19 protein-coding genes, 1 tRNA gene and 1 pseudogene are annotated in these 17,278 nt (G+C 65.3%); 13 read left to right on the top strand and 8 right to left on the bottom strand.

What is annotated here, in order from left to right:
• Positions 1–14 precede the first annotated feature (14 nt).
• Positions 15–680, top strand: coding sequence for a DUF4166 domain-containing protein (locus tag IVB31_RS11740; protein ID WP_247322015.1), 666 nt, complete (start codon positions 15–17; stop codon positions 678–680).
• Positions 677–2,112 (top strand): annotated as a pseudogene (locus tag IVB31_RS11735) (TIGR01777 family oxidoreductase). Before IVB31_RS11740 ends, IVB31_RS11735 begins: the two are co-directional and overlap by 4 nt.
• Before the next feature lie 4 nt (positions 2,113–2,116).
• Here IVB31_RS11735 and IVB31_RS11730 read toward each other — a convergent pair.
• A complete protein-coding gene (locus IVB31_RS11730; RefSeq protein ID WP_247322012.1) occupies positions 2,117–2,971 on the bottom strand; it encodes a LysR substrate-binding domain-containing protein in 855 nt (284 codons plus the stop codon).
• Positions 2,972–3,084: 113 nt separating this feature from the next.
• Here IVB31_RS11730 and IVB31_RS11725 point away from each other — a divergent pair, with 113 nt between their 5' ends.
• The gene (locus IVB31_RS11725) at positions 3,085–3,507 is read left to right on the top strand and encodes a 4-oxalocrotonate tautomerase family protein (protein ID WP_247322009.1); all 423 of its coding nucleotides are present in this window, start codon (positions 3,085–3,087) and stop codon (positions 3,505–3,507) included.
• A 51-nt stretch (positions 3,508–3,558) separates the two neighbouring features.
• Here IVB31_RS11725 and IVB31_RS11720 read toward each other — a convergent pair whose 3' ends face one another.
• A complete protein-coding gene (locus tag IVB31_RS11720) occupies positions 3,559–4,266 on the bottom strand; it encodes a DNA helicase (RefSeq protein WP_247322128.1) in 708 nt (235 codons plus the stop codon).
• Between the two features lie 185 nt (positions 4,267–4,451).
• Positions 4,452–5,201 carry a lipoyl(octanoyl) transferase LipB gene (lipB, locus tag IVB31_RS11715; RefSeq protein WP_247322006.1) on the bottom strand — a complete coding sequence of 250 codons (750 nt, stop codon included), beginning with the start codon at positions 5,199–5,201 and terminating at the stop codon, positions 4,452–4,454.
• Between the two features lie 137 nt (positions 5,202–5,338).
• On the opposite strand from lipB, the gene IVB31_RS11710 reads away from it, so the two are divergent.
• Together IVB31_RS11710 and IVB31_RS11705 are read left to right on the top strand one after the other, a co-directional pair.
• Positions 5,339–5,581, top strand: coding sequence for a FliM/FliN family flagellar motor switch protein (locus tag IVB31_RS11710; protein WP_200499773.1), 243 nt, complete (start codon positions 5,339–5,341; stop codon positions 5,579–5,581).
• Positions 5,582–5,762: 181 nt separating this feature from the next.
• Positions 5,763–5,847, top strand: a tRNA-Leu gene (locus IVB31_RS11705).
• Between the two features lie 154 nt (positions 5,848–6,001).
• Here the strand turns inward: IVB31_RS11705 and IVB31_RS11700 are convergent.
• Positions 6,002–6,817 carry a DUF2182 domain-containing protein gene (locus IVB31_RS11700; protein WP_247322002.1) on the bottom strand — a complete coding sequence of 272 codons (816 nt, stop codon included), beginning with the start codon at positions 6,815–6,817 and terminating at the stop codon, positions 6,002–6,004.
• A gap of 49 nt (positions 6,818–6,866) precedes the next feature.
• On the bottom strand, positions 6,867–7,496 hold the full coding sequence (locus IVB31_RS11695) for a DUF1326 domain-containing protein (protein WP_247321987.1): 630 nt from the start codon (positions 7,494–7,496) through the stop codon (positions 6,867–6,869).
• Positions 7,497–7,829: 333 nt separating this feature from the next.
• On the opposite strand from IVB31_RS11695, the gene IVB31_RS11690 reads away from it, so the two are divergent.
• From IVB31_RS11690 to IVB31_RS11680, 3 genes are all read left to right on the top strand, one after another.
• Complete coding sequence (locus tag IVB31_RS11690; protein ID WP_247321984.1) at positions 7,830–8,441, top strand: isochorismatase family cysteine hydrolase; 612 nt, start codon at positions 7,830–7,832, stop codon at positions 8,439–8,441.
• Positions 8,442–8,532: 91 nt separating this feature from the next.
• Positions 8,533–9,444, top strand: a complete 912-nt coding sequence (locus IVB31_RS11685; protein WP_256464310.1) for an NAD(P)/FAD-dependent oxidoreductase — start codon at positions 8,533–8,535, stop codon at positions 9,442–9,444.
• 60 nt (positions 9,445–9,504) lie between these two features.
• On the top strand, positions 9,505–9,693 hold the full coding sequence (locus IVB31_RS11680) for a hypothetical protein (RefSeq protein WP_247321980.1): 189 nt from the start codon (positions 9,505–9,507) through the stop codon (positions 9,691–9,693).
• 21 nt (positions 9,694–9,714) lie between these two features.
• On the opposite strand, the gene IVB31_RS11675 is transcribed toward IVB31_RS11680, so the two are convergent.
• A complete protein-coding gene (locus tag IVB31_RS11675; RefSeq protein ID WP_247321978.1) occupies positions 9,715–9,972 on the bottom strand; it encodes a hypothetical protein in 258 nt (85 codons plus the stop codon).
• Positions 9,973–10,257: 285 nt separating this feature from the next.
• Here IVB31_RS11675 and IVB31_RS11670 point away from each other — a divergent pair, with 285 nt between their 5' ends.
• Positions 10,258–10,632 carry a hypothetical protein gene (locus IVB31_RS11670; RefSeq protein WP_247321977.1) on the top strand — a complete coding sequence of 125 codons (375 nt, stop codon included), beginning with the start codon at positions 10,258–10,260 and terminating at the stop codon, positions 10,630–10,632.
• 3 nt (positions 10,633–10,635) lie between these two features.
• Here the strand turns inward: IVB31_RS11670 and IVB31_RS11665 are convergent, their stop codons facing one another.
• Together IVB31_RS11665 and IVB31_RS11660 are read right to left on the bottom strand one after the other, a co-directional pair.
• On the bottom strand, positions 10,636–11,925 hold the full coding sequence (locus IVB31_RS11665; RefSeq protein WP_247321974.1) for a polysaccharide deacetylase family protein: 1,290 nt from the start codon (positions 11,923–11,925) through the stop codon (positions 10,636–10,638).
• Between the two features lie 164 nt (positions 11,926–12,089).
• The gene (locus IVB31_RS11660; protein ID WP_247321972.1) at positions 12,090–12,863 is read right to left on the bottom strand and encodes a polysaccharide deacetylase family protein; all 774 of its coding nucleotides are present in this window, start codon (positions 12,861–12,863) and stop codon (positions 12,090–12,092) included.
• 116 nt (positions 12,864–12,979) lie between these two features.
• Here IVB31_RS11660 and mgtE point away from each other — a divergent pair, with 116 nt between their 5' ends.
• From mgtE to IVB31_RS11640, 4 genes are all read left to right on the top strand, one after another.
• Complete coding sequence (gene mgtE, locus IVB31_RS11655; RefSeq protein ID WP_247321969.1) at positions 12,980–14,401, top strand: magnesium transporter; 1,422 nt, start codon at positions 12,980–12,982, stop codon at positions 14,399–14,401.
• A 214-nt stretch (positions 14,402–14,615) separates the two neighbouring features.
• On the top strand, positions 14,616–14,963 hold the full coding sequence (locus tag IVB31_RS11650) for a helix-turn-helix domain-containing protein (protein ID WP_247321966.1): 348 nt from the start codon (positions 14,616–14,618) through the stop codon (positions 14,961–14,963).
• A gap of 118 nt (positions 14,964–15,081) precedes the next feature.
• Positions 15,082–15,900, top strand: coding sequence for an aldo/keto reductase (locus IVB31_RS11645; RefSeq protein WP_247321964.1), 819 nt, complete (start codon positions 15,082–15,084; stop codon positions 15,898–15,900).
• A gap of 49 nt (positions 15,901–15,949) precedes the next feature.
• Positions 15,950–16,978: a hypothetical protein gene (locus IVB31_RS11640; RefSeq protein ID WP_247321961.1), complete on the top strand. Its 1,029-nt coding sequence runs from the start codon at positions 15,950–15,952 to the stop codon at positions 16,976–16,978.
• Positions 16,979–17,278: the final 300 nt, after the last annotated feature.

The following is a 17,278-nucleotide window of genomic DNA, read 5'->3' as shown; positions in this document are numbered from 1 at the left end:
TTGAGGAGGTTGCGATGACGTCGGCAAGATTATCTGGCTCCAACGCATCATCCTCCGCTCACGTCAAACTGCTCGACGACCGCCGCTTCCGCGCGCTGCTGTCGGACGAGGATTGGGGCCGGCTGCCGCTGGCGACCTGGCGGCGTTTTTCGAAGCGCGTCGCCGACGGAGACAGCGTCGTCTATGTCGGAATGGTCGACGAGATCGGATTCAGCGCCATCGGCTGGTGGTTCGCCCAGGCCGCACGTCTGATCGGCGGCCCGCTGCCGACCGGCCGTGACACTGGCGTCCCCATGATCGTCACGGTGACCGAAGACGCCGCGACCGGCGGCCAGACCTGGACCCGCATCTGCGCGCGCAAGCGCGGCTTTCCGCAAGTGATCCACTCCGCCAAACGCTTCGCCGGCCCGACCGGGCTCGAGGAATATGTCGGCTTCGGCGTCTCGATGGCGCTCCGCATCGCGGTCGAGGGCCAGGCGCTGACATTTCGCAGCGCTGCTTATGGCCTGCAGCTCGGACGCCTGTGGATCCCGTTGCCGCAATGGCTGACGCCGGGCGATCTCACGGTGACCCACAGCGATCTCGGCGAGGGCGCCTTCCGCTTCACCCTCGATGTCATTCATCCGCGTTACGGCACGCTGATCCACCAGTCCGCCATGTTCAGGGAGGCCGTGTCATGACGCAGCTCATGTGGACGCTCATCGCCATCCAGATCGTGATGGGCGTGTTCGACACATTCTATCACCACGAGTTCACCGAGCGCCTGGCCTGGCGCCCGTCGCAGCGCTTCGAGTTGAAACTGCACGGCATCCGCAACATGCTCTATGCGCTCCTATTTCTGCTGCTCGGCTGGCTCGAGGTCCATGGCGTGCTGGCGCTGCTGATCGTCGCAGTCCTGGTTGCCGAGATCGTCATCACGCTGATGGATTTCGTCGAGGAGGATCTGAGCCGGAAACTGCCGCCGAGCGAGCGCATCAATCACACGCTGCTGGCAATCAACTACGGCGCCATCCTGGTGCTGCTGTTGCCCGTGCTGATCGATTGGGCGATGCAGCCGTTCGGCGCGACCGTGGTGTACCAGGGCCTGCTCAGCATTGCCGCGACGGCGTGTGCGGTCGGCGCGGCGCTCTGCGGCGTCAGGGATTTTACGGCGATGCGCCGGCTTGGCCGCATGCGAAGCGTTCCCGCGCATGGCCTCGTCGAAAAAATCCCGGCCGCAAGACCGTGCTGATATCAGGCGCCACCGGCTTTATCGGCAGCCGCCTCGCAGCAAGCCTCAGTGGAGCAGGGCATCACGTCATCGCTCTGATCCGCAACCCCGGGAAGGCCGAGATGCTGCCGCCGCCGGTGACGCTGATCACCAGCCTCGATCAGCTCGCCTCGGACACGCCTATCGATGCCATCGTCAATCTCGCGGGCGAGCCGATCGACAACGGGCTGTGGACCGAGGCGAAGCGCGCGAAGATTCTCGGCTCGCGCATCGACATGACCGGCGAAATCGTCAAGTTGATCGCGCGGCTCGACCGCAAGCCCGAGGTTCTCGTCAGCGGCTCCGCGATCGGCTGGTACGGTCTGTGGGCGGACCAGGTGCTGACCGAGTCAGCGAAATCTCACGCCTGCTTCAGCCACGAGCTGTGCGCGGCCTGGGAGACGGCGGCTCGGCCGGCGGAGGAGCTCGGCGTCCGTGTCGTCTATCTCCGTATCGGCCTCGTGCTCGGCACGGAGGGCGGCTTCATCACGCGCATGCTGACGCCGTTCGAGTTCGGGCTCGGTGGTCCGCTCGGCAACGGGCGGCAGTGGATGTCCTGGATCGAACGCGACGATTTGATCCGCCTGATTGCCTATGTGATGGCAACGCCCGATCTCGCCGGCCCCGTCAACGCCACCGCGCCGATTCCGGTCACCAACGCAAAGTTCACCGAGGAGCTCGGCCGCCATCTGCATCGGCCCGCAATGTTTCGCATTCCCGGCGGCCTGCTACGGCGGGTCGGCGGCGGCTTTGCCGACGAGCTATTGCTAGGCGGTCAGCGCGTGCTGCCGAACAAGGCGCTCAGCCGCGGTTTTGTGTTCCGGCACGAGACACTGCGCAGCGCGTTCGAGGCGATCTTGTGAGCCCTCAGGTGGCGGCTACACTTCGGAACGTCGCCGCCACCGCGCGTAGCGCTGCCAGCTTGGCGGGATCGCTGACCTTCGAATGCAGCATCACCTTCGAGCTGCCGAGCTTCGGCAGCTTGTGCGCAGGCCCGATGTCGACCAGCCCGGGAGGTGCGATCCGGCGCGCCAGCGGCGCAATCGCAAGCCCGGCAAGCGCGGCCGCAACCACCGCCGTGACGCCGCCGCCGACAAAGCGCTCGCGCCAGGTGAGGCCGGCCTTGTCGAGCGCGCGGACGGCGATGGCGCGGACGCCGCAGGGCGGGGCGAGCGTTGCGAGCGGCAACGGCTCACCCTTCGGCAGGGCGAAGCGTCTTGCCGCGAACCAGCCGAACTCGTCCTCGGTCAGTTTCTCGCCGCCGCGCCGGCTGCCTTCCTGCCGCACGATCACCGCATCCAAATGGCCCGCGTCATAGGCATCCTGCATCTCGCGCGAGAAGCCGATGGTGACGGCGAGGGTAAGGTGTGAAGACATCGCGTGCAGGCGTTCGAGCAGCGGCACCAGCTCCGGGCCCGCGGCATGGTCGGAGATGCCGAGCGAGAGCGACTGCGCCGCCGGAGCCTCGCCCGACAGCGCGCGGTCATGCGCCGCGATCAGCGCGCGGGCGCGATCGAGGAACGCTGCACCGTCGGCGGTGAGCCGGACCGCGCGCGGCGACCGCTCGACGAGGCGTTTTCCCAGCAACGTCTCCAGCCGCTGCAGCTTGAGACTGACGGCGGCTTGCGTCGTGCCGAGCGCTTCGGCGGTGCGGGTAAAGCTCTGGAGGTCGGCGACCAGCAGGAAGGCCTGGACGGTGGCGATGTCGAGTGTGGTTGTCATTATGAATTCTTATCACTGCTATCAACAGAGATAAGATAGCAAAATGATCAGGGGAGGTCTAGCTTCTCATCAACGCCGCGCACATACGGCGCCGCATCTTGAGGAGAACCACCATGCCCCTGATCACCGTGTCCTACACCACCTCCCGCCAGTCGCCCTCGCTGAAGGCCGAGATCGCGAGCGCCGTGTCCGAGCTCACCGCAACAATCCTGCACAAGGACCCCAAGGTGACCGCGATCATCGTCAAGTCCGTGGAGGCCGCCGACTGGTTCGCCGGCGGCAAGTCACTCGCCGAGCAAAAGCTGGCCAGCTACTGGATCGACATCCACGTCAGCGAAGGCACCAACACCAAGGACGAGAAGGCCGCCTATCTCGCCGCGATGTTCGAGCGCATGGCCGGGATCCTGGGCCCGCTGCATCCCGAGACCTATCTGCATGTCGACGAGGTCAAGGCCGACGCCTACGGCTTTGGCGGCCTGACCCAGGAGCGGCGCTACATCGCCGGCAAGCTCGAAGTTTCGCCGGCGAAAGCATGAGAGCGAACGCCGCGGGTGAACAGTCACACCCGCGGCCTCGCAGCAGGGTCGTCAGCCCGCTATTCGAACTTCGGAATTGTTCAGGAAACAGGTCTTGTCGAACAGCTTCAAATCCAGCGGGTTCGGCAGCCTGACATCGCCGATGTCAGGGCAGGGCTTGACCGAGGGATCATAGGAGCGGTCGATCTGCGAGATGAAGACGACGATCAGCCCCTTGTCGCGCGCGAATGATTTCAGCGCGCGCACCTGAACGGTGAGGTCGGGGTTTTCCCGCCGCTGGTCGAGCAGTTGCAGATAGTCGATTACGACGAACGTGCCGTGAGGTGCCGCGGCCATCTGCTTGACGACGTAATCGGCACTGATGGCGTCGGAGCAATCGACCTCGAACAGTTTTTCGAACTGCGCCGGGTCCACGCCGATCACCCGCAAGCGATCCATAACATCTTTCTCGGTGTATTCGAGCGAGAAGAACGCGGCGCGGTGGCCGGACCGCATCGCCTCCACGGCAAGCGCGAGGCTCATCAGCGTCTTGCCCTGACCGGGGCGCGCGCCAACCAGTACCAGATCACCTGGCACGAATTGCGGGAACAGCCGATTGGCCGGCGTCATGGCGGCAGCTTTCGCCGCGAGCAGGCTCCAGGCGGAAAAGCCTTCCGTCGCGGCGATGCGGTCAAGCGCATCGTGCAGCGGAATGTTTTCGTCGCGGGACAGGCGCTTCGCCTTGCGCTTCAGATGATAGATGGGTGCAGACAGCTTCATCGTAAAACCTCCCATTGCGAGCAGAAAGCGCAATCCCTCCTTATGCCTGGCGCTCGAACAGTCGGTCCGATGATCTAGTCGCCCGGCATGAGATTTACTTTCCCGGCGGAGGGGGGAGGCGTGGGCGACGCCGGAGTGAAGCGTAGCCGATTCCGGGCCCGCGGAGAACAAGCGGGCTGCAACAACTAGACGGCCGCTTCGGGAAGTAGCGCTCGGGTCGGCCCGAACAGCTCCTCAAACGCCTGCCGGAGCGCGACATCGACGTCGGCCAGGGTCACGAGCTGGCCGAGATCGACCAGCGAGGTGACGCCGTAGCGGGGATCGGCGACGCCGCAGGGCACGATGCCGTTGAAATGCTTGAGCTCCGGCTCGACATTGATGGCGATGCCGTGGAACGAAACCCAGCGCTTCAGCCGCACGCCGATCGCGGCGATCTTGTCTTCGTACTCGGGCCCCTTGTCGGGCCGCTTCACCCAGACGCCGACCCGGTCCTCGCGCCGCTCGCCGCGGACGTTGAAGGCGGCAAGCGTCCGCAGGATCAATTCCTCCAGGCTCGCGACGTAGGCCCGCACATCCGGCCGGCGGCGCTTGAGGTCGAGCATGACATAGGCCACCCGCTGGCCGGGCCCGTGATAGGTGAGCTGCCCGCCGCGCCCGGTGGCAAAGATCGGAAATCGGGCATCGAGCAGGTCGCTTTCCTTGCCCGAGGTGCCGGAGGTGTAGAGTGGAGGATGTTCGAGCAGCCACACCAGCTCCGTTGCTTCGCCGGCCGCGATCGCCGCCACGCGCGCCTCCATGGCGGCCACGGCGTCCGGGTAGGGCACAGGGGTGTCGGAGATCCGCCACTCGACCGGCGCGCCGCCCGCAAGGGAAAACGACGTCAAATCGAGCTCTTGACGCTGGTTTTGGCGGGCGGGGTGGGGCGAATTAACCATTGGCTAACCATAACGTGGTGATCATTGGAGGCGCAAATGCCAAGCCTCATAACTCAAGCCTCATATCTCAAGCCTCTTATCTAGAGGCTCTTGCTCCAAGTCCCAGTCCCTAGTCCCCAGTTGCGGCGGTCCCGACAGTGCCCACTCTCGATAAAGTCACCGTGGATCTCATGGTCGTCCTCGGGACGACCACCATGCCGATCCATCAAGTCCTGCGTCTTTCCCGCGGCGCCATCATCGAGCTGGACGCAACCGAGGCCGACGAGGTCAAGGTTTTGGCCAACAATCTGCCAGTCGCCTCCGGCGTCGTGCTGGTCGACCGCAACCGCATCGCGGTCGAGGTCAAGCAGATGCTGCCGCGCACCCCCGGCATGCGGTAGCGGCCTGGGCACGCGGTAGCGGCCTGGGCACCCGGTAGCGCCGATTCGGGGGGCGAGCCGGAAATTTCCTGCAAAGCTTGTGGAATTCGGGGCCTTTGCAGGCTTGTACCCCTCTGATGGATTTGTTAGATCGGCGCCGTTGATCCGGCTGGCCTTCAGGCCTCAAGCCGGCATCCCCAAAGCGCTCGTGGCGGAATTGGTAGACGCGCTGCCTTGAGGTGGCAGTGAGTAAAATCGTGGGGGTTCGAGTCCCTCCGAGCGCACCAGGGGAACAGATACCCGAAGAATCCTTTCGCGATCGTCGATGCCCGCCTTGCTGGGCGCTGCGAATCCTGGAAATGGGCCTGCGCTGATCCTCGATGTTCGATCTCCCGGCCGAGAGTTCGCTCCGCCGGCGCGATCGACGTCCGCGACCCGCAATCACAAGGACAGCAGGAGCCAGGCACCCGCAGCCACACAGGCTATGCCGGCAGCGCGCGCGATCCAGCGTCCGACCGGCGTGAGTTTCTCCAAAAGGACAAGCAGGGCCAGGAGCGCGATCCAGAGCACGTTCATCACGCCGCCCACGAACAACAGCGCCATCAAAACCCAGCAGCAGCCGACGCAATAGCCGCCGTGCCGAAAGCCCAGCAGCAGGCAACCGCGCAGGTCGCCGCGAAAGCCGCCATGGCGCATCAGGAACAGAAACGGCGACTGGCACTGGGCCAGACAGACGTCTTTGAGACGTGTCCATTGATAGACACCCGCCGCGATCAGCACGATAGCGCCGAGCAGGTTGCTCGCGATCGCCATCCGGGAATCCAGCAGGGCGGCCCGCTCGATCGCCCATTGGAGCAAGGTGGCTGCCAGCGAAAAGCCGCACCAGGCGAGGACATAGCCGGCGGCAAACCAGCCGGTCGCGGCGAATGGCTTGCCTTGCGCTTTGCCCTGTCGACCTACGCGGGCGTACATCAGGATCATGGGCGCGGCCGAGGGGGCCATCATTCCGACCATCATCACCGCCCACATCAGGAACACATAGGCGAACTCGATCGATCGCCACGGCTCGCTGGCCGGCAGCATGATCCCGATCCCGGCCGGGATCATGCGGAACTCGGTCATGTCCATGCCGCCCATGTCCATGTCGTTGGCGAGCCAGAGCACATAGCTCCATGCCAGCGCGACAATGAGGCCGATCGCGCCGCCGACGATCCAGCGATCGCGCCGCAGCACGATTTCCAGGGGGCTGTCCGTCATTTGCGATCGACATTGCCGGCCTGACGCAGGCCGGTATCGGGAGGCTACATCACGCCTGGTTCGACCAGCGGATCGGCGCATAAAGGCCGTTCCTGCCGGAATTATCCCAGCGCATGCCGTGATCGCTGAAGGTATTGCCGGCGGCGCCGACCGCCATCACCATGGCGTCGGGGCTGACCGGATGGCCGATGTTCACCCACATCTCCCCGCTCGGATGCATGGTCGGTAAGGGATCGACGGACATGTGCAGGATGCCGGGAATTTCAGCGGACCGCGTCTTGCCGTCGATCCGGAACGTGATCGGGACCTTGCGCACCCCCAGGTTCTTGCTGATCAGCGGCGCGAACGCGGCCATCGGACCGCCGGCACCACCGGTGAAGATTGCAGCCAGGGCCTCGGTCTGCTCATCATCGGCGCGCTGATCGACATAGGCGGCCACCGACCAATCTCCGTCTGCCATGACCCCAGGCGCGTGGAGGATGACGAGCACATTCAGCCCGTCGAGCGCGATATCGCCATAGCGGCCGCTCTCGATGTGGAAGATCAGCGGTACGTTGCAAAAACCCTCGGTCGGTCGGGCGGTCAATGGGGGCGCCGCCGACACCAGGCAGGGACACACGATGCTGCAACTGCAATTCTCGAAATAGTCACCGGAAAGGTGCCATGGGACATCCGCCATTGCTTTCTCCCGCTTGGCCGAACCCGTGAGATGCTTTCGAATGAGCTACGTAGGGTTGAAAATTACGCTTCGGGGAGAAGCACCGCAAGCTCATTTCCACGATCGAACAAGGCGGGGAAGGTGAGCTCCGAGCGCACCGGCTGGCCACGCGCGGCATTCAAATCCTTCAGTTTTTGGGTTTCCCCGGGAGTCTCGGCACGTGCGTCCTCCGGCGGATGAACGGGGAACGATGGCCGTGGGATCGCATTTGCAATCGATGAGGTCACCGCGGGACATGACGATGCGGACATCACGATTCCTCGCGCGTGGCGACGCGCCTGAAGGTGGAGGACCATGAGAGACAGCGCGTCGGAAGTTGCCGACATCAGTGACGCCGTGCACTTGTGTATCGACATGCAGAACATCTTCGCCCCCGGCGGCATGTGGGCGACGCCCTGGATGGAGCGGGTCCTGCCGACCATCGCCGCGATCGTTTCGCGCCATCAGGCCAGAACGATCTTCACGCGCTTCATCACGCCCGAGGACCCGGAAGATCGTCCGGGACAGTGGCGGAGCTATTTTCATCGCTGGCGACAGGCGACCCGCAGGCATCTGCCGCCATCGGCTCTCGAACTCGTGCCGGCTCTGAGCCGGTTCGTCCCTCCCGCTGCAATCGTCGACAAGCCGGCCTATTCCGCGTTCAGCAATCCCGGTCTTGCCAGCCTGCTGGTCGACAAGAACGTCGGTACGGTCGTGATCACGGGCGCGGAGACGGACGTCTGCGTGCTGTCGACGGTCCTGAGCGCCGTCGATCTCGGCTTCAGGGTCGTCATCGTCGAGGATGCGCTGTGCAGCTCGTCCGACGTCGGGCACGATGCGCTCATGACGATGTACCGCACCCGCTTTCACGGCCAGGTCGATCTGATGAACGCGGAAGAACTGGCGGAGTTCTGGCGGGACTCCTGATCCAGGCGACGTCGGCGAAAGCTTCGAGCCGATGGAACGCCAAGCTGAACCTCCGGTTGGTCGAACGCCAGCCATTTGTGGAGAAGCCGCTTTGACGGAAGGCGACCCGACCAACGCGTATGATTGCCTGATCGTCGGCGGCGGCCCGGCCGGGCTGATGGCCGCGATCTACCTTGCGCGCTTCAGGCGCCGTGTCTGTGTCGTGGACGCAGGCGCAAGCCGGGCAGCGCTGATCCCGCGCAGTCACAATGTACCGGGCTTCGTCCACGGCCTGTCCGGCACCGACCTGATCGCGCGCATGTCGGCGCAACTGGGCGAGCTCGCGGTCACGCGGGTGGCCGCCGAGGTCACCGCCTTGCGGCGGCACGATCATGGTTTTCAGGCGGTCTGGAACGGCGAGGCGCATGCGGCCGCCACCGTCATTCTTGCCTGCGGCATCGTCGACACTCATCCGCCGTTCGACGAATGGCGCGCCGCGGTCGCGGACGGGCTGTTGCGCTACTGTCCCGTCTGCGACGCCTTCGAGGCGACCGGCCGCCGCATCGGCGTCGTCGGCCCGCTGCACCGTGCCGCTGCCAAGGCGCTATTCCTGCGCAGCTACTCGCGCGACGTGACGTTGCTCGTGACGGAGCGGGATGACGGCAAGGCCGCAGCGTCGGAGCTGACCGAAGCGGGCGTCGAGGTCGTGTCGGCGTCCGGCCTGCGTCTGAGACGGGGAGACGACGGCCTCGAAGCCGTCTTCGAAGGCGGCCGCACGACGCAATTCGACATGATCTACCCCGCGATGGGAGCGGAGGTGCGCTCGCAGCTCGCTGTGGCGCTGGAGGCCGAACATACCGGGGAGGGTTACCTGAAAGTCGACGACCATCAGCGCACGTCGATCGACGGGCTCTACGGGATCGGCGACGTCGTCACCGACCTGCACCAGATCTCGGTTGCGTTCGGCCACGCGGCGGTCGCCGCCTGCACGATCCACCACAGCCGCCCGCGACGCCTGGCCTGACGATCCCGGAACGGCGGTGAGTTCATAATCGATCGGAACTGGACGGGAAAGGAAGAGCCCATGCTGGAAGAGAAACTCACGGAAGCCGTCATCGGCGAGCTGCAGCGGCAGGCGGCCAACCGGCCGCAATCGCTGAAGGTCGAACGCCCGGACGATGCGGAAGGCTCGGAAGAGCTGATCGTCAACGGCAAGATCGACCTGGCCGCGCTGGTCATGGTGATCGCGGGATCGGTGGCGGGCGGGCCCTAGCTCGATCGTCGGGCGCCGCCCTCAGCCATACTCCTCGCCGATGCCGTATTCCTTGTAGATCTCAAGCGGATCCGTATCCGGAAACAGGCGGCATTTCGCTTGGGCGAGGTGCAGGCTGACCGCCGCCGGCTCCTTGCCGTTGGAGAGCATCTTGCGGATGTCGTCCATATGCGCGTTCGGCTGATGCCTGGACTCGAGCTGCTCCAGCGCGACCAGCGCGGTCGCCAGCGCCTCGGTCAGGACCCAGTCGTCATGGCCGGTGATTCCCTTCTTCGGCATCGCAGACCCCCACAGGTGGCGGCGCCAGTCTATCGCGACTTCCGCCAAATCTCCATTGAGCCGTTGCGGCCGCCGGCGTGGATCGGTCCGGCGGCCATACTGGGGCTTGCATTATGGCCGCGCGTGGCGAAAAGGCGGCAATTGCCGGGGCGATAGTATCTTTGTTGAAACAAAGTTGGCGTAGACAGGCCTGCACGGCATCCAGGCCCGGCTGTTCCGGTCTGGGCCCCTGATCCCCCTTCGCAACACGATCCGGTTGCGCCACCCTTCAAGGCTTGAGCCCGCATGGTCTTTCTAAGCTTCGTCTATCGCTTCGTGACCAACTTCGCGTTCATGGCGATGGTCTATTTCAGCCTGAACTTCATGGAGAAATACCAGAACCGGGCGATCATCGCGATCCTGGTGCTGGTTTATAGCGGCATGCGCGCGGCCTCGACGCTGCGGGCTTTCTACTTCTACCAGAAGATCGAGAGGCTCGAGGCCGAGACGAAACGCCTGCAGGGCCCGATCAATGACGGCTCCGGCGGAACGAATACGCGCAAGCAGGTCGTGGCCGACGTGGCGCGACTGCGGCGCGACGGCGAGCTCAAATCCTATATGGACCTGTTCTTCCTGGCGCTGATCGTGCTGCTCTGCGTCGCCAACATCATGCGACAGTGACGGCTACTGCGCGCGCTTCTTCAGGCTCGCCACGCGGGTCGGATGCGGCGCGGCGCTCTTCGAAGTAGCGCTCTTCGGTCCAGCGCTCTTCGGTCCAGCGCTTTTGGGGGCCGCGCCCTTGGCCTGCGCGGCGTGAGCAGTTCGGGGGCCGCGCGACTTGGCGGCATTGCCCTTGGCCGCGCGAGGCGTCTCGGCCGCCATTGCCAATCGCGTCGCGGCGCGCCGCGCCAATGTCGTCGACAGCAACACCTCGACCGAGCCCTCGGGGATCGCAAAGAGATCACGGCTAGGCACGGGAAGGGTGGATGCGATATCCACCTGCGCCTTGGTCTTGTGCGGCAGCAGCGATTGACGCTCGGTCTGCGTATTGAGGTCGACCAGCGAAGGCGCCGGCAGCATCCGGGTCTCCGTGAACACGAAGTTCGGCACACCCGGCCAGCGTGCGATCGGCACAGTCTCGGTCGGCGGATGCAGCAGCCATTCGACCGCCGTGGTCGGCGTCGCCGGCTGGTCGGCAGTCGCAGGCACCACGTGCACGATGCGATAGCCGCGCGCCTTCAAATCACGGATGATCTTCGGCAGCGCCGCCACCGTGCGCGGCTGGATGTCGTGCAGTAGCAAAATGCCCTTGCCCTTGGCTTCGAGCCGCTGGATCGCGAGCTGATAGACGCGGTCGGGCGAGACATGGCGCCAGTCGTCGGCGGGGAAATCGGCGCTCCAGACCTGGATGCCCCGCGAGATCAGAAGGTTTTCGACGCCTTCAGCGCGCATCAGGCCGGGAATGCGGAAGAACGGCGCCAGTCTTGACGGATCGGTCATCGCGGCCGAGGTCCATGCGACGCCGCCGTTGATCTCGGTCTCCGCCTTCTCGATCGGCATCCGGTCGAACGTCAGCGGATGGGTCATGCTGTGCGTGCCGACGGTGTGGCCGGCCGCGACCAGCTTGCGCACGCCTTCCGGGTTGGCCTTGGCCTGGCCGCCGATAATGAAGAAGGTCGCCTTGATGCACTCGTCGGCGAGGATCTGGAGCACCTGGTTGGAATATTTCGGCAACGGCCCGTCGTCGAAGGTCAGGACGACTTCATGGTCCTTCAGGGGCAGCGTCTCGCGGTATTGCATGGTGCCGATGCGCGGATGCTCGCGCGGATCGACCACGAGGGTGCGGGACGTCCCGAGCGCGTCCGGATGGCCGGGGCAGTCGGCCGCATGAGCTGCCGGTGACGCGACGGCCAGCAGGCCGAGACAAAGGACGATCCACGATCGCGTCCGACATACAACGCTACTGCCGATCATGAATCCGGTCTGCCCTCGTGCGCGATTGCCGCCATACCCTTAGGTCGGAGATGCCCCGAAACGGTTCAGGCGCAGGTCTCCTGTGATCATTGCATAGCGTAGCATGAACAGACTGTTAACAGGGCCTGAATCACCCCATTTTGCGCCGGCGTGACATTCCGGCATCAACGCGCGTCGGCATTCTTCTGTGACGCGCCCGCCGGCACGATGTGAACCACCCGATAGCCGTTCTCCCTCAGGTAGCGCAGGAATGCCGGCATGATCGCGGCCGTGCGCGCCTTGGGATCGTGGAACAGGATGATGCCCTTGCCGGCGGCGGCGAGCCGCTCGGTGACGAGCTTCAGTTCCTGCTCCGGCGTCATCTCGTTCCAGTCGCTGGCCCACAGGTCGGCACCGAACACGACGATGCCGCGGGACTGGAGCAGGTCGAGCTCGGCTTGCGTGGCTTCGAAATAGGGAAAGCGGAAGAACGGCGTCGAAGGCGTCGTCGTCGACGTCCCGTGCAGCGCCATCTCGTCGGCGGCAATGCCACGGTCGATCTCGCTCTTCGCCTTGTCGAACGGGATCCGCGCCATGAACGGATGCGAGAAGGTGTGGTGGCCGATGGTATGGCCCTCGCGGGCAATGCGCTTGACCATGTCCGGGTGTTCGGAGGCGTGCAGGCCGATCAGGAAGAAGGTCGCGCGCACGCATTCCTGCGCCAGCGCCGCCAGCACTTTCGACGTCGTCGGCGGATGCGGTCCATCGTCGAAGGTCAGGACGACCTCGTGATCGGCCAGCGCCAACGTCTGCGGAAAGCTCTTCAGGCCCACCCGCGGCGTGGTCTTGGCATCGACGCCCAGAAGGCGCGAGGTGCCGAGCGCGTCCTTGCGCGGGCAATCCGCCGCCACGGCCGAGGCGATGCCGGTGAGGGCGGCGAGGGCTGCGCCTGCCGACATCGAGGTCCACCTCAATCGAAGCATCTTTGTCATTGCGCTCGGAGTCGCCTTGTGGGTATTGCCTGAACCATCAGCTCAGACCACTCGTTCCAACCTGTCAAACGGTGAGGCGCGCCATGGACGACCATATGGACCGTGCCGCATCTGCCGCGGATTCGGTACTCGACCACGTGCCGATGCGCAATGAAGACGGCGAAATTCGTCATGAATTCGTCGCGGAAATCGCCCATGCGATCGAGGCCGGCGACAGCGCTGCGCTGCGCGCCTGCGTGGCCGAGCTGCACGAGGCCGATCTCGGCGATCTGATCGGGGCTCTCGAGCCCGACGACCGCGTCCGTCTGGTCGAACTGACGGGGCGCGATTTCGATTTCTCCGCACTGAACGAGCTCGACGAGGGCGTGCGCGAGGAGATCCTCGAGGAGCTGCCGCCGGAGACCGTCGCGGAAGGCGTCCGCGAGCTCGAATCCGACGACGCGGTCGAGCTGCTGGAAACCCTCGACCAGGCCGAGCAGGAGGAGATCCTCGAGAAGCTGCCGCTGAAGGAGCGCGTCGCGCTCGAGCGCAGCCTGCTTTATCCGGAAAATTCCGCCGGCCGCCGGATGCAGACCGAGTTCATCGCAGTGCCCCAGGATTTCACCGTGGGTCAGGCGATCGACTACATGCGCGAGACGCCTGATCTGCCCGACCGCTTCTACGAGATCTATGTCGTCGACAAGGAGCAGCACTGGCAGGGCGCGGTCTCGCTCGACGTGCTGTTGCGCGCGCGCCGTCCGGTGGCGCTTGCCGAGCTGACCGACGAGGATCGCCGCCGCGTCTCCGTCCTGGAGGACCAGGAGGAGGTGGCGCGCATGTTCGGCAAGTACAATCTCGTCGCAGCCCCCGTGCTCGACACCCAGGATCGCCTCGTCGGCGTCATCACCGTCGACGACGTCGTCGACGTGATCGAGGAAGAGGCGGACGAGGACCTCAAGGCGCTCGGCGGCGTCAACAGCGACGAAGAGCTTTCCGACACCGTGTTCACCATTGCGCGCGCCCGGTTCAACTGGCTGCTGGTCAATCTCGCCACCGCCTTTCTGGCATCCTCCGTGCTCGGCCTGTTCGAGGGCCAGCTCGAGAAGATGGTGGCACTCGCCGTGCTGGCGCCGATCGTCGCGAGCCAGGGCGGCAATGCCGCGACGCAGACCATGACGGTCGCGGTGCGCGCGCTGGCGACGCGCGAGCTCGGCTCCTCCAATGCCTGGCGCGTGGTGATGCGCGAGGCGCTGGTCGGCCTCGTCAACGGTCTCGCCTTCGCCGTGATCACGGGCATCGCGGCGGTGGCCTGGTTCAAGATCCCGGGCCTCGGCATCGTCATCGGGCTTGCGATCATCGTGAACCTCTTTGCCGGCGCGCTCGGCGGCATCCTGATCCCGATGGCGCTCGAACGCGTCAGGGCCGATCCGGCCGTGGCCTCCGGCACCTTCGTGACGACGGTGACCGACGTCGTCGGCTTCTTCTCCTTCCTTGGCATCGCGACGCTGTGGTTCGGGTTGAGGTAGGGGGCGCTCGAGGGTTGAGGTAGGGGGGCGCTCGAGGCGCATCTCTCTCCCCGTCATTGCGAGCGTAGCGAAGCAATCCAGACTGTCGCCGCGGAGGGATTCTGGATTGCTTTCGCTACGCTCGCAATGACGGGGCAGGCAACGGGGCACCGGACCCCGCTATCTTTAATCCGAACTTAAGCGACCTGCCGCATCATCACCCGCGCTTGGGGGAATGGACATGCGGTTGCGGCTGAAGGCGGACGGACGGGTCGTCGAGTTGCGGGACGGGCAGGAATTTCCGGTGCAACCGCTTCCGGTGCAACCGCTTCCGGTCCAGCCGTTTCCGGTCCAGCCTGTGGCCAATGCCGCCGCTGGCGACACCAACTCGCTGGCGGTGCGCGATTTGCGCCGCCGCGCCTGCCTGACCCAGATGGAATTCGCGGCCAAGCTCGGCGTTCCCGTCGAGACCATCCGCAACTGGGAGCAGGGCAAGCGCGCCCCGCGCGGACCCGCCCGCGCGCTGCTTGCGGTGATCGCGCATGCGCCGGACACCGTGTTTCAGGCGCTCGCCAAAGCCTGACCCCTGGTGCGAACCTCCCGTTAGCATTGCGCTGAATATCCGGCGCGGCGTCCGTTGGCACCATGACGGACCGGGTCCATAATGATATCTGGGGCGACTGCAACAGAGAGGATTCCTCATGCTGTTCGTCGAGGCCAATGGCGCAAGGATACCGGCGATCGGGCTGGGGACCTGGGAGCTGGGCGGGCGCATGTGCGCGCGTGTGGTCGAGCAGGCGCTGCGACTCGGCTATCGCCACATCGACACCGCGCAGGTCTACGACAATGAGCGCGAGGTCGGCGACGGCGTGCGCGCCTCCGGCGTGCGCCGCGACGACATCTTCCTGACCACGAAAGTCTGGACCAATCATTTCGCGCCCCACGACCTCGAACGCTCGGTCAAGGAGAGCCTGGCGCGCATGCGGCTGACCTCCGTCGACCTCCTGCTGCTGCACTGGCCCAATTCGCACGTGCCGCTGGAGGAGACGCTGGGCGCGCTGTCGCATGCCAAGCGCATGGGCCTGACCCGCCACATCGGCGTCTCCAATTTCACGGTGGCGCTGATCGAGCAGGCGGTGGCGTTGTCGCCGGAGCCGCTGGTCTGCAACCAAGTCGAATACCACCCCTATCTCGACCAGGCGAAGGTGAGGGCGGCCTGCGACCAGCACGCGCTCGCGCTGGTCGCCTACAGCCCGATCGCGAAGGGGCGCATCAAGACCGACCAGACGCTCGCCGGGATCGGGCGTCTGCATCGCAAGACGCCGGCGCAGATCTGCCTGCGCTGGCTGGTGCAACAGAATGTCGCTGCGATCCCGCGCACCTCGCGCGTCGAACGTCTGTCGGAAAACATCGATATCTTCGATTTCGAGCTCTCCGACGACGAGATGGCTGCAATCGCCGCGCTGGCCAATCCGAAGGGGCGCCTGACCGATTTCGGCTTCGCGCCAAAATGGGATTGAGGGGCCGGTCCGGTATGCTAGGAGCAGGGCGGCAACCCAAGATCGGTCGATGGAACTGCGGAAGATCATACGGACGGACATTGCAGCGTCGGCGATCGCCCACCTGACGCTGGTCGCGCTGATCATCGTGATCAGCGAAGTCCGTCCGTTTCACGCCGCGCCGCCCGAGACTGTTTCGGTGGACATCGTCACGCCGGAGCAGGTGAAGCAGGAGGAGGCCAAGGCCGAGGAGAAAGCCAAAGAGGAGGCGAAGGAGAAGCCGCCGGAGCCGTTCCCCGACCTGAAATTGCCGAAACTGGACGTCACCGACAAGAACAAGGCGGAAGCCGCGCCGAAGGCTGCGGCCAAGCAGGAGGCTGCGGCCAAGCAGCAGGCCGCGTCGCAATCACCGCAGCCGCAGGCGTCGCCCGAACCGCAGCAGAAACAGCCGCAGCCGCAACCCTCACAGACGCCGAAGCCACGCGAGGCGAACGCGCAGCCGCAATCTCAGCAGCCGCAACCTCAGCAGCCGCAACCTTGGCAGCAACAGCCGCAGCCGTCGCAAGCGCCGCGACAGCCACCGAACCAGCCGCAGCCTCAGTCGCTGCAACAGCCTCAGCCAGCACCCGCGATGCCGCCGCCAGAGGCCGCGCCGCCGCCGGCCTATCAGGCGCCGGAGCCTGACGTTACCGTCAAGTACGGCGTCATGCTGGGCCTGCCGCCCGAACTGCCGGAGCCGTCGAAAGACGCGCCCAAGGATGACGGCGGCGATGGCAAGGATTCGATTGCCGCCAAGCTGCCGCCCGAGGTCGTCGCCGAGCTGCGTCGCCACTTGAAGAGTTGCGCGAAGCTGCCGGCCGGGGTTAGCCCGACCGATAATGTCAACATCAAGCTGCGCACGGTGCTCGCCACCGACGGCACCCTGGCGCGCGAGCCGATCCTGATCGAAGCCCCGCCGTCTGCAAAGGGCGTGGCCCTCGTGAAGTCCGCGATGAGCGCGCTCCAGGCCTGCCAGCCCTACAAGATGCTGCCGGCCGACAAATACGGGGAGTGGCAGATCATGGACCTGCCGTTCAGCCCGCGGGATTTCGGCGGGTAGGTCGTAGCCCGGATGGAGCGCAAGGGTAATCCGTGCCGCTCGCCCACATTTGGTGTTGTCTCGGATTTCGCTGCGCTCCATAGGCTACGGGGGCTTGCTGTGTCGCCCCGTTGTCAATCTACCCGCGCAAAAATATTCCGCTTTACCGAAATTCGGAAACGGCGTATGTGTCGGCCATCCCGGCTCGACCAAGAGGGGCGATCTTGAGTCGTCATTTTCGTGAGCCGGGCTTGCGGTGGACGCGGCAGCGTTCGGGCGCGAGGCTAAGGGCAGGGCGGATTGCTCTCCGTGAGCCCTCAA

The sequence above is a fragment of the Bradyrhizobium sp. 21 genome (genome assembly GCF_023073335.1).
GTDB lineage: Bacteria > Pseudomonadota > Alphaproteobacteria > Rhizobiales > Xanthobacteraceae > Bradyrhizobium.
The sequence above is the reverse complement of the archived record's forward strand: the minus strand, read 5'-3'. Positions and strand labels throughout refer to the sequence as shown.

Coding starts and splice junctions, on each gene's coding strand:
- IVB31_RS11740 (WP_247322015.1), top strand. CDS start 15: ATGACGTCGGCAAGATTATCTGGCTCCAACGCATCATCCTCCGCTCAC.
- IVB31_RS11730 (WP_247322012.1), bottom strand. CDS start 2,971: ATGACAACCACACTCGACATCGCCACCGTCCAGGCCTTCCTGCTGGTC.
- IVB31_RS11725 (WP_247322009.1), top strand. CDS start 3,085: ATGCCCCTGATCACCGTGTCCTACACCACCTCCCGCCAGTCGCCCTCG.
- IVB31_RS11720 (WP_247322128.1), bottom strand. CDS start 4,266: ATGAAGCTGTCTGCACCCATCTATCATCTGAAGCGCAAGGCGAAGCGC.
- lipB (WP_247322006.1), bottom strand. CDS start 5,201: ATGGTTAATTCGCCCCACCCCGCCCGCCAAAACCAGCGTCAAGAGCTC.
- IVB31_RS11700 (WP_247322002.1), bottom strand. CDS start 6,817: ATGACGGACAGCCCCCTGGAAATCGTGCTGCGGCGCGATCGCTGGATC.
- IVB31_RS11695 (WP_247321987.1), bottom strand. CDS start 7,496: ATGGCGGATGTCCCATGGCACCTTTCCGGTGACTATTTCGAGAATTGC.
- IVB31_RS11690 (WP_247321984.1), top strand. CDS start 7,830: ATGAGAGACAGCGCGTCGGAAGTTGCCGACATCAGTGACGCCGTGCAC.
- IVB31_RS11680 (WP_247321980.1), top strand. CDS start 9,505: ATGCTGGAAGAGAAACTCACGGAAGCCGTCATCGGCGAGCTGCAGCGG.
- IVB31_RS11675 (WP_247321978.1), bottom strand. CDS start 9,972: ATGCCGAAGAAGGGAATCACCGGCCATGACGACTGGGTCCTGACCGAG.
- IVB31_RS11670 (WP_247321977.1), top strand. CDS start 10,258: ATGGTCTTTCTAAGCTTCGTCTATCGCTTCGTGACCAACTTCGCGTTC.
- IVB31_RS11665 (WP_247321974.1), bottom strand. CDS start 11,925: ATGATCGGCAGTAGCGTTGTATGTCGGACGCGATCGTGGATCGTCCTT.
- IVB31_RS11660 (WP_247321972.1), bottom strand. CDS start 12,863: ATGTCGGCAGGCGCAGCCCTCGCCGCCCTCACCGGCATCGCCTCGGCC.
- mgtE (WP_247321969.1), top strand. CDS start 12,980: ATGGACGACCATATGGACCGTGCCGCATCTGCCGCGGATTCGGTACTC.
- IVB31_RS11650 (WP_247321966.1), top strand. CDS start 14,616: ATGGACATGCGGTTGCGGCTGAAGGCGGACGGACGGGTCGTCGAGTTG.
- IVB31_RS11645 (WP_247321964.1), top strand. CDS start 15,082: ATGCTGTTCGTCGAGGCCAATGGCGCAAGGATACCGGCGATCGGGCTG.
- IVB31_RS11640 (WP_247321961.1), top strand. CDS start 15,950: ATGGAACTGCGGAAGATCATACGGACGGACATTGCAGCGTCGGCGATC.